Origin of the sequence: Sphingomonas sp. IBVSS2 (genome assembly GCF_002127225.1) — a bacterium.
In the GTDB taxonomy this organism is placed as follows: domain Bacteria; phylum Pseudomonadota; class Alphaproteobacteria; order Sphingomonadales; family Sphingomonadaceae; genus Sphingomonas.
Genome location: NZ_NFUR01000007.1, coordinates 164,572 through 181,418 on the forward strand (window position 1 = coordinate 164,572; position 16,847 = coordinate 181,418).

At 68.9% G+C, this 16,847-nt stretch carries 15 protein-coding genes; 5 read left to right on the plus strand and 10 right to left on the minus strand.

The features are described 5' to 3' along the window. Nucleotides 1–10: 10 nt before the first annotated feature. A complete protein-coding gene (locus CAP40_RS19115; RefSeq protein ID WP_179188374.1) occupies nucleotides 11–1,651 on the minus strand; it encodes a DUF1800 family protein in 1,641 nt (546 codons plus the stop codon). Nucleotides 1,652–1,947: 296 nt separating this feature from the next. On the opposite strand from CAP40_RS19115, the gene CAP40_RS19120 reads away from it, so the two are divergent. The 4 genes from CAP40_RS19120 to CAP40_RS19135 are packed head-to-tail and all read left to right on the plus strand — an operon-like array spanning nucleotide 1,948 to nucleotide 5,239. Next, complete coding sequence (locus CAP40_RS19120) at nucleotides 1,948–2,508, plus strand: GbsR/MarR family transcriptional regulator (protein ID WP_086131150.1); 561 nt, start codon at nucleotides 1,948–1,950, stop codon at nucleotides 2,506–2,508. A 30-nt stretch (nucleotides 2,509–2,538) separates the two neighbouring features. Continuing rightward, the gene (locus CAP40_RS19125; protein ID WP_256924384.1) at nucleotides 2,539–3,240 is read left to right on the plus strand and encodes a DUF4166 domain-containing protein; all 702 of its coding nucleotides are present in this window, start codon (nucleotides 2,539–2,541) and stop codon (nucleotides 3,238–3,240) included. After that, nucleotides 3,237–3,635, plus strand: a complete 399-nt coding sequence (locus CAP40_RS19130; RefSeq protein ID WP_086131152.1) for a hypothetical protein — start codon at nucleotides 3,237–3,239, stop codon at nucleotides 3,633–3,635. Before CAP40_RS19125 ends, CAP40_RS19130 begins: the two co-directional genes overlap by 4 nt. Further along, nucleotides 3,632–5,239 (plus strand): SDR family oxidoreductase, encoded by a 1,608-nt coding sequence (locus tag CAP40_RS19135; protein ID WP_086131153.1) that lies wholly within the window; start codon nucleotides 3,632–3,634, stop codon nucleotides 5,237–5,239. The genes CAP40_RS19130 and CAP40_RS19135 overlap by 4 nt, the downstream gene beginning before the upstream one ends. Here CAP40_RS19135 and CAP40_RS19140 read toward each other — a convergent pair. The 6 genes from CAP40_RS19140 to CAP40_RS19165 all read right to left on the minus strand — a co-directional run bounded on the left by CAP40_RS19140 (nucleotide 5,236) and on the right by CAP40_RS19165 (nucleotide 9,083). Continuing rightward, nucleotides 5,236–5,721, minus strand: a complete 486-nt coding sequence (locus CAP40_RS19140) for a hypothetical protein (RefSeq protein ID WP_086131154.1) — start codon at nucleotides 5,719–5,721, stop codon at nucleotides 5,236–5,238. The genes CAP40_RS19135 and CAP40_RS19140 overlap by 4 nt on opposite strands. A 91-nt stretch (nucleotides 5,722–5,812) precedes the next feature. Next, nucleotides 5,813–6,370, minus strand: coding sequence for a 30S ribosomal protein S9 (rpsI, locus tag CAP40_RS19145; protein WP_086131155.1), 558 nt, complete (start codon nucleotides 6,368–6,370; stop codon nucleotides 5,813–5,815). Beyond that, a complete protein-coding gene (gene rplM / locus CAP40_RS19150) occupies nucleotides 6,370–6,849 on the minus strand; it encodes a 50S ribosomal protein L13 (RefSeq protein ID WP_086131156.1) in 480 nt (159 codons plus the stop codon). Before rplM ends, rpsI begins: the two co-directional genes overlap by 1 nt. Before the next feature lie 133 nt (nucleotides 6,850–6,982). Then, nucleotides 6,983–7,741 carry a hypothetical protein gene (locus tag CAP40_RS19155; protein WP_086131157.1) on the minus strand — a complete coding sequence of 253 codons (759 nt, stop codon included), beginning with the start codon at nucleotides 7,739–7,741 and terminating at the stop codon, nucleotides 6,983–6,985. Beyond that, nucleotides 7,741–8,055, minus strand: coding sequence for a divalent-cation tolerance protein CutA (cutA, locus tag CAP40_RS19160; protein ID WP_086131158.1), 315 nt, complete (start codon nucleotides 8,053–8,055; stop codon nucleotides 7,741–7,743). The genes CAP40_RS19155 and cutA overlap by 1 nt, the downstream gene beginning before the upstream one ends. Beyond that, on the minus strand, nucleotides 8,052–9,083 hold the full coding sequence (locus CAP40_RS19165) for a COX15/CtaA family protein (protein WP_086131194.1): 1,032 nt from the start codon (nucleotides 9,081–9,083) through the stop codon (nucleotides 8,052–8,054). Before CAP40_RS19165 ends, cutA begins: the two co-directional genes overlap by 4 nt. 191 nt (nucleotides 9,084–9,274) lie before the next feature. Between CAP40_RS19165 and CAP40_RS19170 the strand changes: the two genes are divergently transcribed. Further along, nucleotides 9,275–10,819, plus strand: coding sequence for an amidohydrolase family protein (locus CAP40_RS19170; RefSeq protein ID WP_144034442.1), 1,545 nt, complete (start codon nucleotides 9,275–9,277; stop codon nucleotides 10,817–10,819). 58 nt (nucleotides 10,820–10,877) lie between these two features. On the opposite strand, the gene CAP40_RS19175 is transcribed toward CAP40_RS19170, so the two are convergent. From CAP40_RS19175 to dxs, 3 genes are all read right to left on the minus strand, one after another. After that, nucleotides 10,878–12,086 (minus strand): serine hydrolase, encoded by a 1,209-nt coding sequence (locus tag CAP40_RS19175; protein WP_086131160.1) that lies wholly within the window; start codon nucleotides 12,084–12,086, stop codon nucleotides 10,878–10,880. After that, nucleotides 12,083–14,443 carry a penicillin acylase family protein gene (locus CAP40_RS19180; protein ID WP_086131161.1) on the minus strand — a complete coding sequence of 787 codons (2,361 nt, stop codon included), beginning with the start codon at nucleotides 14,441–14,443 and terminating at the stop codon, nucleotides 12,083–12,085. The genes CAP40_RS19175 and CAP40_RS19180 overlap by 4 nt, the downstream gene beginning before the upstream one ends. A gap of 415 nt (nucleotides 14,444–14,858) precedes the next feature. Beyond that, a complete protein-coding gene (gene dxs / locus CAP40_RS19185; RefSeq protein ID WP_086131162.1) occupies nucleotides 14,859–16,784 on the minus strand; it encodes a 1-deoxy-D-xylulose-5-phosphate synthase in 1,926 nt (641 codons plus the stop codon). Nucleotides 16,785–16,847 lie beyond the last annotated feature (63 nt).

Below are 16,847 nucleotides of genomic sequence, written 5' to 3' on the forward strand. Positions count from 1 at the left end.
GTCCGGCTCCTCAGCGGTCGACCAGGAACATCGGGCTGGTCGCCGCGACGTAGAGCATCATCTGGGCGCGGCGGCGCGCCTGCACATTCGCATCGGCATTGGTGATCGGCGTGACGGCGGCCTTGAGCGCGTCCTTCTGCGCCTGGTTCAGCGTATTGGCGAACAAGATCAGGTCGATGCGGGACACCATCGCGTCGAGATCGGTGCCATAGGCCTCCCAGGCCGCCCACAGGGGCTGGGTCAGCGAGGACATGGGCAGGCCGGAATCGAGCGCATATTCGCTGCGATTGGCATCGCCCGAGACCGTCCAGTCATAGACGAAATTGTGCCAGCGCAGCACGTTGGAGGTGTTGAGCAGCTTCGAGGCCGGGCTCTTCAGCACGGTCGATCCGGGCAGCGGGAAGTCGTCCGGATAGAAGTTGAACACCGAAGGCGCCCGGAACACCGGCTGGGCGAGATTGGCATCGCGGGTGGTGAAGACATAGCCGTCCGTCGCGAAGCCGATCGCGCGGGCGAGCGCGGTCATCAGCAGCACCGGTTCCTTGAGCTTGCCGCTGGTGCGGGTGGGCGCCGCGCGCGCCTCGCCGTCGAGCAGGACGGCGCGGACCACCGCCTTCATGTCGCCGCGCACGCCCTTGCCATTGTCGGCGAACGCCGCCGCCACGCGGCCGACATAGGCCGGGCTCGGATTGGCGGTGACGAGGTGGACGATCATGTGGCGCGCGACGAAGGGCGCAGTGGAAGCGTTGTTGAACGCGGCATCGACCACCGCCGCGACGCTGGCTTCCTGCGTCGCGCCCGCGGCGACGGTGGCGCCGAGGAACTTCTTCTCCGTCGTGTCGTAGCGCGTCGCGACCTGGATCATCGGCTTGGAATAGTCGCGGGCATTGCCGTCGGTGATCGCGGCGCCGCCGACCCGGGCATAGGTCCAGCCGGTCAGCGCCCTGGCCACGCCCTTGATGTCGTCGGTCGCATAATTGGGCATGGCCGCGCCGCTGCCGTCGCGCTTCAGGCTGCCGTCCATGTTCAGCTGGTCCGGCCCCATCGAGAACAGCTGGAGCAGCTCACGGGCGTAATTCTCCGACGGGCCCGACTTGTTGCTGTCGGCCATGTCGAGATAGTCGCCCATATAGCCGCTCATCGTCACCTGCTGGAGGATGTCGCGATAATTGCCGAAGGCGTTGGCGAGGAAGATCTGGTTGAACGCGGCGATGCCCGCGGTCGAGTTCACCTCCGTTTCGGAAGCGACGATCATCTGGCCGAGCGCGAAGGCGGTGCGCTGGCGCAGCTGGTCGGAACCGGCGACGGCGTTGGCGTAGAAGCGCATCGCCACCGGCGTGCGGCTGAAATGGGCGCGCGAGCAGACCGTGTCGTTGCTCGCGCAGAAATCGCGGCGCACTTCGGTGGCGAGATCGGCATAGGAACTGCTGGATGCGGCGAGCTGCTCGTCGACCCAGGCAGCGGCGCCGAGCTGCTTGATCCGGGCGACCAGATCGGGCGTGGGGCCGAAGCTCGCCTGCTTGGCGAGGCGTGCAGCGTCCCCTTCGGTGAACACGGCCGGCGTGGGCGTCGGTGCGGGCGTAGAGACCACGCCGCCGCCCCCCGAGGACGTGCCACCGCCGCCCGAATCGCAACCCGCGAGCGCGAGCAAGCCAAGCGCCGCGCCAAGCACGGCCGGTTTTCTTTGCCGGAACACCAATTTCCCCCGCCCGCCGCGAGAAGCCGCGACCTGCACGGGGATGCATAGTTTGTCGGCGGAATCCCAGCAACACGCGGAAATACCTAAGAGGGGCTTCAGTTCGATTGTGCCGGACGCAAGGGCGCGGATCCGGCCGGTAGTTGCGCAGCCGCAACGGTGCGAACGGCGACGAAACGATCGGAACATGGGACGGAATGCGCAGTCCGACAGCGCTTGACTCTTCCGCAATCACGTCTCATATTTCTGTTATGACAGAAATTACGGACAATGCTGTTCAATTGCCGATCGCAGTGCAGCAGTTCGTGCTGCACTGGGGCGAGATGGGAGGGCAATGGGGCGTCAACCGCTCGGTCGCCCAGATCCATGCGCTGCTCTATCTCTCGGACCGGCCGCTCAACGCCGAGGAGATCAGCGACACGCTGCGCATCGCGCGGAGCAACACGTCGAACAGCCTGAAGGAGCTGCTCGGCTGGAAGCTGATCCGCCGCGTGCCCGTGATGGGCGACCGGCGCGATCATTACGAGGCCGAGGTCGACCTGATGCAGATGCTCACGCGCATCGCCCAGGGCCGCAAGGAGCGCGAGATCGATCCGGCGGTGGCGGCGCTGCGCGTGTGCACCGAGGAAGCCAGGCGCGACGGCCGCATCTCCGGCGTTGCGCGCCAGCGGATCGAGGCGATGCAGGATTTCGTCGTCACGATCGACGACTGGTACCAGCAGATGATGAGCGTGCCGCCGGGGCGACTGATGACGCTGATCAGGCTGGGCAAGCGGATCCTGGCGTTTCTGCCGAAGGGCAAGTCGGAATAGCGGCCGGCACGACCGCGGAAAGGACGGCATATGGACATGGCGGTCGGAGCAGCGGCGCAAGGCTGTGCGCCGGGTTCGCTGGCGCGCTACGCCGATTGGCATCGCCGGCCGGCGCCATGCCGCGACGATGCGGAAAGCCCCTTTGCCCGGCTGCTCGGCCAGCGCTGGCTGTTCCTGCCGCCCGCGACGCGCCGCCGCTTCCTGCGCAAGATCGAGGCGGGGGCATGTGTCTCCTATCTCGGCGAAGTCGCCGAATGCCGGATGAGCCGGGTGGGGTGGGCGTTGGCGCAGGCTGCGCGGCTCATCGGCGGGCCGTTGCCGCTCGGTACGGAAGTGGGGGTGTCGGCCAGCGTGAGCGTGACGGCGGACGCCGACGGCCAGGGCCAATATTGGACGCGGCAATATGGCCGTGCACAGGGTTTTCCACAGGTTATCCACAGCGCCAAGCGCTTTGCCGGGCCGACGGGGATCGAGGAATATCTGGGGCTTGGCGTTGGCATTGCGCTCCGGCTCGGAGAGGCGGGCGGGGCGCTGCTGTTCGTCAGCGACCATTATTTCCTGAAACTTGGCCGGTTTCGGGTGAAGCTGCCGGGCTGGGCGATGCCCGGTGCGCTGACGGTGGGGCATATGGACCTGGGCGGGGGGCGGTTCCTGTTCAGTCTCGACCTGGTGCATCCCTGGCTGGGCGAGCTGGTTCACCAGCTCTGCGTGTTCGCGGATCCGGCGGAATGAAGGGCGGCGGCTCACTTTTCCTTGCCGGAGCGGCGGCGATCTGGGCTGCGGGATTGGCGGCCGCCCTTGGCACGGCCGTCTGGGTCGGCGGCTTTGGCTTCGGGGTGCTGATGGCGATGGTTCTGGCCGCGTTCGTCGCGCTGCTCCATTTGCTTTTCCTCGGGCTGCCGGCCTTCCTCATCCTGGGGATGCTGGGGCCGGTACGCTGGTGGCAGGCGGGGCTTGTCGGGATCCTGGTCGCTCTGCCGTTGCCGTTGTTCCTGCAGGGCGTCCATCCCCGGGCTCCCGGCATTCCGGCCGAAGCCCTGGCCGGGTTGCTGTGGTTCTGCGGTTCGGGGCTGGCCGGCGGGCTCGCCTTTCGTGCGGTATATGGCGCAGGGAACACGAGGGCGTGAGCCGCATCCTCGTCATCGGCGGCTATGGCGGGTTCGGTGCGCGGCTGAGCCTGCGGCTGCTCCGTGCCGGGCACGGGGTGCTGGTGGCGGGGCGGCGTTTCGATAGGGCAGCGGCGTTTTGCGCGGGGTTGGAGGGGGCGGAGCCCGTGGTGGCGGATCGGACCAACGGCATCGGCATGGTGCTGGCGCGCGAGCGGCCCGACCTGGTGATCGATGCGGCCGGCCCCTTCCAGGGCAGCGGCCATACCGTGCCCGAAGCGTGCATCGCGATGCGCATCCCCTATCTCGACCTCGCGGATTCGCGCGATTTCGTGACCGGGATCGCGGCGCTGAACAAGGGTGCCGCGGTAACGGTGCCGATCGTCAGCGGCGCCTCGAGCGTGCCGGCGCTATCCGGCGCCGTGGCGCGTGCGCTGGCGGAGGGGCTGGCGCGGGTCGAGCGTGTCGACATCGCGATCAGCGCTTCGAACCGGGCAGTGGCCGGCCCATCGGTGGCGGCCGCGATCCTCTCCTATGTCGGCAAGCCGGTGCGCGTCTGGCGCGGCCAGCGCTGGACGCAGGCGACGGGCTGGCAGGACCTGCGCCGCGAGCGCTTCGCCATCGAAGGAGGAGGAAGGTCGCTCCGCCGCTGGATCGCGCTCGCCGAAGTGCCGGACCTGTCGCTGGTGCCGGAACGGTTGCCCGGCCGCCCGGCCACGACCTTCCGTGCCGGTACCGAGCTCGGGTTCCAGATGCTCGCCCTGTGGCTGTTGAGCTGGCCGGTCCGCTGGGGCTGGCTCGGGACGCTGCGCGGCGCGGCGCCCCGGCTGCACAGGCTCCAGCGGATCACCGCCTGGGCCGGGAGCGACCGATCGGCCATGTCGGTCACCCTGGTCGGGCCGGGTGTCCGCCGGCGCTGGACGCTGATCGCCGATCGCGGGGACGGGCCTGAAATTCCCACGCTGGCGGCGGAACTGCTCGCCGGGGACATTCTGGCCGGCCGGGTGCCGCCGGGCGCGCAGGATGCGAGCGGGCTGTTGACGCTCGACCGGTTCGAGTCGCTCTTCGCCGGCCTGGCCATCCGCCATGCGGTGCGCGAATATGCGGTCGAGCCGCTCTACGCACGGGCCATGCGCGCGCGCTTCGCCCAACTGCCGGAGCAGGTGCGTGCCATGCACGCGCTATATGGCGATGCCGGTGCGGAGGGGGAAGGCGAGGTGCGCCGGGGCAGGGGCCTGGCCTGGCTGGTCGGGCGGGTGATGGGCTTCCCGCCGGGCGGCAGCTATCCGCTCCGCGTCGTCTTCGCGGCCAGGGGCGGCAAGGAACGCTGGACGCGGGATTTCGGCGGCCATGTCTTTTCGAGCGAACTCAGCCAGGCGGGGCAGGGCGTCGCGGAGCGCTTCGGCCCGCTGCGCTTCGCCTTCGATCTCCCTTCGGACGGCAAGGGGTTGCAGATGGTGCTGCGGCGCTGGAGCGCGTTCGGCGTGCCGATGCCGCGCCTGCTGGAACCCCGCATCATCGCGCGCGAATGGCAGGAGGATGGCCGCTTCCGCTTCGAGGTGGGGGTAGCCCTGCCGCTGCTTGGCGAAGTGGTCCATTATACCGGCTGGCTGGCGCGCCTCTAGCGCAGCCAGCGCGCCATTCGGGGATAGGCGGGGAGGCCGAGCTGGGCGGCCTGATGCGGCTCGGCGGTCATGCCGAAATATTGCAGCATCGGCGGCCCAGGCCCGGCGCCGCTGTCGAATGCGGCCGCCAGCGCTTCGCCGCCGCCGAGATAGCCATGGGCATGGAACAGCGCGCGCGTGTCGATGCCGATCGCGCGGGCGGCGGCATAGGACCAGGCGATCGCCGCCATCTCCTCGCCCGGATCGTCGCGGACCTCGCAGAGCGTCGGGCGGTCGGCGGGATCCGTGACGGCGACATGGCCGGCCTCGTGGAGCAGGTCGCCGGGGTGGAAGGGGCGGGCGGGATCGAGCACCAGCCCGCCGCTGCGCACCTCGATGCCGGGCAGGAAGCTGTCGCCCTCGATCCTGCCCCGGGACACCGGGATCCCGATCTCGTCGAGAAAGGCCAGGATGCGGGCCGTGTCGGGATGGTCGAGCGCCATGGCGCGAGGCTAGCCGCGGTCGGCGTCGGCGCACAAACGAAAAGGGCGGCCCGTTGCCGGACCGCCCCTTCGTTGTTCCGTGAAGAACCGCTTAGCGCTTCGAGAACTGGAAGCTGCGGCGCGCCTTGGCCCGGCCGTACTTCTTGCGCTCGACCGTGCGGCTGTCGCGGGTCAGGAAGCCGGCCTGCTTCACCGGAGTGCGCAGGATCGGCTCGTACTTGGTGAGCGCCTGGCTGATGCCGTGCTTCACCGCACCGGCCTGGCCCGAAAGGCCGCCGCCCTTGACGGTGCAGACGACGTCATACTGGCCCTCGCGCTCGGTGATGCCGAACACCTGGTTGATGACGAGACGCAGCGTCGGGCGCGCGAAATAGACTTCCTGATCGCGACCGTTGATCGTGATCTTGCCGGTGCCGGGCTTCAGCCACACGCGCGCGACGGCATCCTTGCGGCGGCCGGTCGCATAGGCGCGGCCGAACTTGTCGAGCTCCTGCTGGCGCAGCACGGCCGGGGTCGACGGCGCGTCGAGCTGGCCGGCGAGATATGCCTCGGCGCGGTTGTCGGACGAAGCCTGGGCCTCGGCGGCCACGGCCTGCTCACCGGCGGCGATGGCGCCGAGATCGGAAAGGGACTGGCGGTTGTCGGACATTATGCGCCCACCTTGTTCTTGCGGCTCATGCCGGCGATGTCGAGGACCTCGGGGTTCTGGGCTTCGTGGGGATGCTCGGCACCATTGTAGATGCGCAGGTTGCGCATCTGCTGGCGACCCAGCGGACCGCGCGGGATCATGCGCTCCACGGCCTTTTCGAGCACGCGCTCCGGGAAACGACCCTCGAGCACCTTGCCCGCGGTGATCCCCTTGATGCCGCCCGCATAGCCGGTGTGCTTGTAGTACACCTTCTGGGCCAGCTTCTTGCCGGTGAACCGGATCTTGTCCGCGTTGATGACGATGACGTTGTCACCGCAATCGACGTGCGGGGTGAAGCTCGTCTTGTGCTTCCCGCGCAGGACGTTGGCGATCACGACGGCAGCGCGGCCGACGATCAGGCCATCGGCATCGACGATGTGCCACTTCTTCTCCACCTCGGCCGGCTTGGCCGACTTGGTGGTCTTCATCAGCGCCTTCATGGGCGAGACCTTTCGAGTATGAAACGCAAGCGCGCCACCCTTCCGGGCAGCGCGGTTGATGGCCCTCTGACGATTCGCGCGGAGAAAGTCAAGAAAAGCGCGGGTTTGCTGACGGGTACTGGAATACCATAGCCTAATCGGCGACCCGTTCCACGGTGAGCGATGTGACGCTGACCTTCTCCAGGCCGCCCGCCCGGATGCGCAGCGTCTTGCTGTTGCGCGTGATCAGCCCGGTGCGGGGATCCATGTCGGTCACGCGCTCGAACGCCACGTCGGCCGCATCGGCGCGGACGGTGCTGCGGAGCAAACCGCCCGGCAGCGCGACGACGGTGCGCTGCCCCTCGAGCGCTGTCGTGCCGCCATAGGCCGATTGGCCGGGCAGCCGGACCGGCGTGCTGCCGGGGGTCATCGCCTCGTCCGCAATCACCGCCACCACGAGCGAGCCGAGCATCGCGCGCTGGCGTTCCACCGGCAGTGCGCGGAGCGGGGCCGCGATGCGCGCGGCGAGCTTCTCGCGCTCCGTCGGCGCCAGGGTGCGCCGGGCGGCGGCGATGTCGGCGACACGCTGGCAGAAGCGCTCCCACAGCGCCGCCATGTCGTCGATCGCGACGACGGCGCCCCGCGGATCGAGATGGAAGACGATCGTCTTACCGGCAAATGCCTCGAACCCGGCTTCATAGGCGGCGGCGGTGCTGTCCGGGGTTTCGCCGACGCCGGCGCGCAGCGTCACTTCGGCGCGATAGCCTGTGCCCTCGCGCGCGAAGCGGACATCGCGCTCCATGCGATAGATGCGGGCGTCGTCGCGGCGTTCGGTCACCACGCGCCGCGGCGCATCCAGCGGCGGGGCGAAGCCGGCCGTGCTGGCCTGGAGGACGATCGCGGCGAGCAGCATCAGCGCGTCTCGCCCTCCACCCAGGCGGCCACCCGCTCGTCGGCAGTCACGGTCCAGCTCTCGATCACCGGCAGCTCATAAGGGTGGAGCGCGGCGATCCGCGCGCGCAGCCGAGTGGCGAGCATCGGGCGCGTCTTGAACAATACCGGCACTTCCTCAGCCCGCTCCAGCGCGCCGTGCCACAGATAGAGCGAAGCGCAGGGGGCGAGGATGTTGGCGCAGGCGGCGAGATGCTCGGCGAGCACGGTTTCCGCCACGCGCTCCGCATCCGCGCGGGCGGCGAAGGTTACGTAGAAGAGCGCGATCTCGCTCAAGCGCCGGCCCGGCTGCCGGCGACGTGCGCGCCCCAGACGGTGGCGATCACCACTAGCGCGCCGGTGAGCTGGTGGAGCGCGGCGAGCCAGATCGGCACCCCGGCCATCACCGTGGCGATGCCGAGCAGGATCTGGGTGCCGAAGGCGCTGTGGATCGCGATCGAGGCGCGGCGGCTCGTGGCGCGCACCTTGCGCGCGAGCAGGATCAGCCCGGCCACCGCCACCCAGGCCCACCAGCGATGGATGAAGTGCACCACGGCCGGGTCCGAGAAGAGGACATGGCCCAGGCTCGCACCCTGCTGGGTTGCCCCCGGGAAGAAATGGCCGTTCATCAGCGGCCATTGATCGGTCACCAGCCCCGCATCGAGCCCCGCGACCAGCGCGCCGTAGAAGAGTTGGACGAACAGCACGAGCAGCACGCCGGTGGCGAGGCCGGTCAGCCGGGCGGGCCGGGCCATCGGATTGCGGTTCAGCGCGAGCAGGTCGAGCGCGGTCCACACGATGCCGCCCAGCGTGAACAGGGCAGTGAGCAGGTGTGCGGCGAGCCAGAAATGGTCGACCGCGGTGCTGGTCTTGTTGAGCCCGGACTGGACCATCCACCAGCCGAGCGCACCCTGCAGCCCGCCCAGCGCGAGCAGCGCGGTCAGCCGCCAGCCATAGCCCTTGGGGATCGCGCGGCGGACGGCGAACCAGACGAGGGGCAGGAAGAAGGCGAGCCCGATCACCCGGCCGAGCAGCCGGTGGAGATATTCCCAGAAGAAGATGTTCTTGAATTCGGCCAGGGTCATGCCGCGGTTCAGCTGCTGATACTGGCCGATCTGCTGATAATGGGCGAACTCGGCCTGCCACTGCGCATCGGTGAGCGGCGGGATCGCGCCCGACAGCGGCTTCCATTCGGTGATCGACAGGCCCGATTCCGTGAGACGGGTGATGCCGCCGATCACCACCATCAGCACGATCAGCGCCGCGACGGCGAACAGCCAATGGGCAAGGGCGCGAGGGCGGGCAGAGGCGGGAAGGGAAGTCATCTGGAGCACGCGGCGAGGTCTAGTGGCGATGCGCGGCCAAGGCGAGTCCCGATCCGGACCGATTTGACCATTGGCGGGGGAAGGCACGCCCATGCGCGGAAGCAATGAGGTTAATCATTTTTAGGGATTCGTCTTCGCGCCGCTTCCGCGCATAGTCGGCCCTTGAGGTCGAAGAACAGGGGGAAGGGGCAATGACCCAGCGGTTGACACGGCGGCAGGCCATCGGCGGGGCCGTGGCGGCGGGCGGGCTGGCGAGCTGGCCCGGCCTGATCGCGCTGGCGGCCGAACCCGAGACGCTGTTCCGCGAAGTGCTGCTCGTCGACGGGACGGGCGCGGCGCCCCGGCTGGCCAATGTGCTGGTCGCCGGCGACCGGATCCTCGAGGTCGGGCCGCCTTCGGCCGGAGGGTCCGCGGTGCGGATCGTCGCCGGCGAGGGGCGCGTGCTCGCCCCGGGCTTCATCGACATGCACAGCCATGGCGATCCGCTGGACGACAGCTACGAAGCCTTTCTCGCGATGGGCGTCACCACGATCACGCTCGGCCAGGACGGTAACGGCCCCCGGCTCGGCAAGGACCTCGATCCGCGGAGCTGGATGGCGGCCGTCGACCGGACGGCGATCGACCTCAACATCGCCCTGCTCGCCAGCCATGGCACGCTGCGGCGCGCGGCGGGCGTGGCGGACGCGGTTCGCCGCCCGGATGCGGCCGGGCTCGCGCGGATGGCGGCGCAGCTCGACGCCGAGCTGAAGGCCGGGGCGTTCGGCCTGTCCTATGGCCTGGAATATGTGCCGGGCATCTATTCGGAGACGCCCGAGCTGACCAATCTCGGCAAGGTGGTGGCGCGGTACGGCGGCGTGGTGATGAGCCATATGCGCTCGGAGAATGACGAGGATATCAAGGCCTCGATCGACGAGCTGATCGCCTCGTCGCTGCCGGCGCGGCCGCACATCTCGCATCTCAAGGTCGTCTTCGGCAAGGGTGAGGCGCGGGCGCGCGAGCTGCTCGCCTATCTGGCCGAGAAGCGCCGCCAGGGGATCGACCTGACCGCGGATCAATATCCGTACGAGGCCGGCTATACCGGCATCGCCATCCTCTTTCCCAAATGGGCGCTGCCGCCGACCGACTATGCCAAGGTGGTGGCCGAACGGCGGCCGGAACTGCGCGACTATCTGGTGCAGCGCATGACCCGGCGCGGCGGGCCGGAGGCGCTGCTGATCGGCACCAGGCCCTATGCCGGCAAGACGCTGGCCCAGGCGGCGCAGGAGGCCGGGCTGCACTATGCGGATTTCCTGATCAAGATCGGCCCGCAGAGCGGATCGGGCGCGCATTTCACCCAGGACAAGGCGTTGCAGGACGTGCTGCTGGTCGATCCGCACGTGGCCTTCTCCACCGATGGCGGCCCGGGCATGCGCCATCCGCGCGCGACCGGCACCTATGCCAAGCTGGTCGAGGAATATGTGGTGCGCGACCGCAAGCTCGCGATCGAGGAGATGGTCCGCAAGGGCACCGGCTATCCCGCCCATATCCTGCGCCTGGGCGATCGCGGCGTGATCCGCGCCGGGGCGAAGGCCGACCTGATCCTGTTCGATCCGGCGAAGGTGAAGGCGCGCTCCACCTATGTCGATCCCTTTGCCAGGGCGGAGGGGTTCGACCTGGTGATGGTGAACGGCAAGCCCGCCTTCGAGGGCGGCGCGCGGGTGGGGAAGAGCGGGCGCCTGCTGCGGCGCGGCCGGTAGCTCCCCGCTACCCCGGATCCCCACCTTCGCGGGGATGACGAAAAACAGGGACGGTGCCCTATTTCCTGCCCTTCGCCGCCGCCTTGCAGAGGTTGTCGGTCGCCAGCGCGATGCGCGATTCCGGCATGTTCCGGTTGCCCGGATCATTCTCCACGCCGCGCGTCTCGGTGTTGAAGGCGAGCAGGGTGCCCAGATGCTGGTCGGGGCACAGGCTCAGATAGGCGCGGAAGCCGTTCTGGTCGCCATTGTGCCCGACGATGCGGATGCCGTCGGTTTTGTCGAGGAAGAAGGACAGGCCGCTCCAGGTGGTCGGGGCCATCCGGCCCTGGGTGTAATCCTCGCCCGCGCTGATCACCGGCTGCCACATCTCGTCCAGCGAGGCGCGCTTGAGGACGAGGTCGTATTCGGCGGCGCGCTTCGGGTCGCCGAGTAGGAAGGCGACATATCTCGCCATGTCGGGCAGCGGCGCATTGAGCCCCCCGTTCGAGACGGTCACGCCGGTATCGGCGTCGAACGGGGCGGGCACCCGCTTGCCGCCCTGGATATAATAGCTGTGGGCGCGGTGGGGCAGGAGATAGGGCGGGGTGCGGTCGAAATAGCTCGATTGCATGCCGAGCGGGCGCAGGATGTTCTTGTCGACATAGACTTCGAAATCCTCGCCCGAGAGCCGTTCGATCACCTGGCCGAGATAGACGATGCCGGGGTTGGAATAGCCGAACCGGCTGCCCGGTTTGAACTGTACCTCGGTGTACGGGATCATCGCCTCGAGCTGCTTCCAGCCGGGGGGTTCGAAGGGCTGCCATGGCTTGTCGCGCCACGGCCAGGTGCCGTTCCGGAAGCCGGCGCTGTGGCTCATCAGCTGGCGGAGAGTGATCGCGCCCGGATCGCCGAACGGGTCGTGCACTCCGGCGAGCTCGGGGACGTAGCGGATGATCGGGTCGTCGAGCTTCAGCAGCCCGCGGTCGCGCAGCTGCATGATCGCGATGCCGGTCATCGTCTTGGTGATCGACGCCCAATGGTAGATGGTGCGCGCATCGACCGGCACATGCGCATCGGCATCCTGCTCGCCGAGATGGTCGGCGACGATCGTCTGGCCGTCACGGATCACATAGAAGCTGCTGCCGGCGATCCCGGCCTTGGCGACCTCGGCACGGTGGAGCGCGCGGAAATCGGCCACGGCCCTGTCGAACGCCTTGTCGAAGCCGCGATCCTGCGCCGCGGCCGGGGCGGCGGCGAGGGCGAGCAGGAGCAGGCCGGCGCGCCTCATGCCGGCCGCAGCGTGGTGCGTGAGGCCGCGCGGGCGTCCACCGCGGCGCGGCTGAACGGCATGGGCTGCATCCGGCCGTTCGCCCAGTTGCGATACTGGTCGCGATAATGCGGCGAGCGCGGGTCGATCGACTGGCCGGGCAGGAGGAGCATCAGCGAATTGTCCCATGCGCCGACGTCGATCACCTGGAGGTAGCTGGCGCCGCCGCCGACCTGCCAGCCAGGGCCGGCGCCGAGCCAGCGTGCCATCACCGTATAGCCGTCGCCGCCCGAGCCTTCGCCCTCGATCGCGGGGAAGGCCCTGGCGATGGCGGGGATCGCCGAGAGCGGATGGCGCAGGCGCACCTGGTGGAGCGCGCCGTAACGCCAGGCGGCGGGATCGGGGCCGAGCTTTTCGCGAGTCACGGCCCAGCCGGCGGCCAGCGCCGCATCGAGCATCGCATCGCGCGCCGCGACCGGATCGGCGCCCAGCCGCGCGTCCGGCCTGGCCAGCGCGTCGAGCAGGATCGAAGGCGCGATGCCGGGGATCAGCCCCTTGGCGCGGGCCGGCACGATCGCGGCGAGCATGCGCTTGCCGGCCTCGCGCCACACAGCCTCGAACAGCGCGGCGGCGCCGCTGTCGCGATCGATCCGTGCGTCCCAGCCACGCAGCATGTCGACCGCGGGCCTGGCGGCGGGCGAGGGGGACTGGGGGAGCAGCGCGAGGAACTGGCGCGCCGGGGTAGAGAGCGTGTCGTGCTGGAGCGCCGCGCTGTCGGCCAATGTGTGCTTCGGCTGGGAGGATAGCACTTCGGCGATGCGATCGTAGCGATAGGGATCGCGGAAGGAGAAGGCGGGGATGCGGTCGCGCGGCCAGTCGGCGGGCAGGTTGTTCTGGTTGGCGGAGGCGAACCAGCCCTTGGCGGGATTGTAGGCGCTCGGCAGCGCTTCGAACTTGCGCATGCCGGTCCAGTCGTAGCGGCCGTCGCCGGGCACGGGGAGCAGCCCGTCGCCCCGTTTGCGTACCGGCACGAAGCCGATCACCTGCCAGCCGGTATTCCCGTCGACATCGGCATAGTGGAAGTTGGTGGGCGAGGGGTGGAGGGCGAAGGCCTTGCGCAGGCTTTCCCAGTCCCTGGCCAGGTTGATGGCGATCATCGCGAAGGCGCCGTCGCCGCCTGGCTGCATCGCGATCGTGGCGAGCGCGGTCGCGCGGCGCTTCGCGGGATCGTGCGCGATCACCGGGCCCTGCACCGAATAGCGCAGCGTCACCGTGACGGGCGCGCCGTCCTTCACCGCGATCGCTTCCTCCACCTTGTCGAACCGCTTCCAGCCGCCGTCGTGGCGATAGCGCTCGGGGTCCGTCGGATCGAGCTCGAGGACGAACAGGTCGCCCTGGTCGATATGGAAGTTGGTGCGGCCGAAGGCGAAGCGATCGGTATGGCCCTGCATGATGCCGGGCAGGCCGGGCGCGCCGCCGCCGATCAGATCGAGCCCCGGCGCGGTCAGGTGGGCGACGTGGCGCGGGCCGAACCCGCCGATGCCGAGGTGCGGATCATTGGCCAGGATCGGCCGGCCGGTGGCAGTGCGCGACGGCGACACCGTCCAGGCGTTGCTGCCCGCATTGGCGCGCTCGGCAGAGGCGGCGGCCGGGTCCTGGCCGGTAAGCTCGGCCCAGGGCAGGCTGTCGATGTTGAGCACGCCCAGATCCGCCGTGCTCACCGCCGCGGCGTCGAGCCCGTCGGGCACCTTCATCGTCCAGGCCGGGCGAAGCGGCGCGACGATCGCATCGAGATCGAGCAGCCCCAGGGCGGCGAGGCGGGCACGGCGGATCTCGTCGTCGACATTGCCGCTCGAGGCTTCGCGGGCGCGCACCAGGTCGCGCAGGTCCCAGCGGATCGGGACGATCTGGAGTATGCGATATTCGAGCGGCAGCAGCGCGGGATCGGCGATCACTTCGTCGATGCGCGCATTGATGCCGGCGACATAAGCCTGGGCGCAGGCCAGCACATCGGCGGGCACGCGGCGCAGCTCGGCATCGATGTCGCCGCGATAGTGGAAGAGGCGGGCATTGGCGTCGTGCCGGGCGAAGCGCGCGCCGAACGCCTCGGCGAGCCGGCCCATCTCGCGGCGATGCGACAGGTCGATCTGGAACAGCCGGTCGCGCGCGACGACATAGCCCTGGCCGAAAAAGGCATCGGGGATGGTCGTGGCGCGGATGTGCGGCGTGCCCCATTCGTCGTCGACGATCTCGATCGGCGCGCTTGCCCCGCGCACGCTCTGCTGCTTCGCGGCGACCAGCCGGGGATTCGCCACGGCGGCGGCGCCGGTGAGCAGCGCCGTGGTCGAGCTCAGCAGGAAGGCACGGCGATTCAGCATTGGATATTCCCCGGATGGCGCTTTGGCGCGGAGGGTGGTCCGGGCAAATGCGGCTGTCCATCGGAACATAGGTTCGACGGACATAACCTGGGGCTATTGGGGAGGAGGCAGTCCCCAATATCCGTCATCCCCGCCTGCACGGGATGACGGAACCAGGGGCAATCGACATTCAGGCTAGGGGAGCGGTTTGGCGTGCCGGAAGACTTCGAACCAACCTCCTTCGTCACCCTGAACTTGTTTCAGGGTCCAGCGTGCCACCGGCGATTCCCTGGTGGAGAATTGGATGCTGAAACAAGTTCAGCATGACGGAAGGGTGAGGCCGCGACGTTCAACTTCCTCCCTCGCCACTGGGGGTGAAAGGGACAGAGCTGAATGTCGATCCCGCCTGGTGTTCAGAGGCGCGCCTGGGCTTGCGTCAGGCCCGCGCCCCGTCCGCCGCCACCGCTTCGTTCCAGCGCAGCGCCTTCAGCACCGTGTCGACGATGTTCTCGGCATTGAGGCCGGCCTCGGCATATTGCAGCTCGGGCTTGTCCTGGTCCTGGAACAGGTCCGGCAGGCGCATCGTGCGCAGCTTGAGGCCCGCATCGATCAGGCCCTGGTCGCTCGCCATGGTGAGGACGTGCGCGCCCAGGCCGCCGATCGCCCCTTCCTCGATCGTCACCGCCACCTCATGCGTGGCGAGCAGGCGGCGGATCAGTTCCTCGTCCAGCGGCTTGGCGAAGCGCAGGTCAGCGACGGTGGTCGAGAGCCCCCTGGCCTCGAGCGTGTCGGCTGCCTTCAGCGCTTCGGCCAGACGGGTGCCGAGCGAGAGGATCGCCACGGTCTTGCCCTCGCGGACGATGCGGCCCTTGCCGATCTCCAGCCGCTGCGGAACTTGCGGAAGCGCCACGCCGGTGCCGTTGCCGCGTGGATAGCGCAGCGCGATCGGGCCGCTGTCGTGCAGCACGGCGGTGTGGGTCATGTGGACCAGCTCGGCCTCGTCGGCCGCGGCCATCACCACCATATTGGGCAGGGTGGCGAGATAGGTGATGTCGAAGCTGCCGGCATGGGTCGCGCCATCGGCGCCGACCAGCCCCGCGCGGTCGATCGCGAAGCGCACCGGCAGGTTCTGGATCGCCACGTCGTGCACGACCTGGTCATAGGCGCGCTGCAGGAAGGTCGAGTAGATCGCGCAGAAGGGGCGCATACCCTGCGCCGCCAGCCCGGCGGCGAAAGTCACCGCATGCTGCTCGGCGATGCCGACGTCGAAGGTGCGGTCCGGATAGGCTCTGGCGAAACGGTCCACGCCGGTGCCCGAGGGCATGGCGGCGGTGATCGCGACGATCCGGGGATCCTGCTCGGCGTCCTTGATCAGCTGGTCGGCGAAGACGTTCTGATAGGCAGGCGGGCCCGGCGGCGCCTTGGCCTGGGTGCCGGTGATCACGTCGAACTTCTGGACGCCGTGATATTTGTCCGCCGCCGCCTCGGCCGGGGCATAGCCCTTGCCCTTCTTGGTGACGACATGGACGAGGATGGGGCCTTCCTCGGCATCGCGGACATTTTCCAGCACCGGGATCAGATGCTCGAGATTATGGCCGTCGATCGGGCCGACATAATAGAAGCCCAGCTCCTCGAAGAGCGTGCCGCCGGTGACGAGGCCGCGGGCGAACTCCTCGGTCTTGCCGGCCGCCGCGGTCAGGCGGCGCGAGAATTTGCGGATCGCCCGCTTGGCGAGGCTGCGCAGGCCCAGATATTCGGACGACGAGACCATCCGCGCGAGATAGGCGGAGAGCCCGCCCACCGGCGGCGCGATCGACATGTCGTTGTCGTTGAGGATCACCACCAGCCGGTTGCCCGCGGCCTCGGCATTGTTCATCGCCTCATAGGCCATGCCCGCGCTCATCGCGCCGTCGCCGATCACCGCGATGCCCTTGCCCGGCTTGTCCGAGAGCTTGTTGGCGATCGCGAAGCCCAGCGCGGCGCTGATCGAAGTCGAGCTATGGGCGGCGCCGAACGGGTCGTACTCGCTCTCGCTGCGCTTGGTGAAGCCCGACAGGCCGCCGCCCTGGCGCAGCGTGCGGATGCGGTCGCGGCGGCCGGTGAGGATCTTGTGCGGATAGCATTGGTGCCCGACGTCCCAGATCAGCCGGTCGTCGGGCGTGTTGAAGACGTAATGGATGGCGACGGTCAGCTCGACGACGCCGAGCCCGGAGCCGAGATGCCCACCGGTCGAGCCCACGGCCGAGATCGTCTCCGCGCGCAGTTCGTCGGCGAGCTGGCGAAGCTGCTTCGGATCGAGCTTGCGCAGGTCCTCGGGCGTATCGACGGTATCGAGCAGCGGCGTGCTGGGTAGATCGGCCATCCAACTGCCCTTACTCTTCCGATTCCGGGAAGTCGAACCTTGCGCGTGTGGATTTTGCGTGCA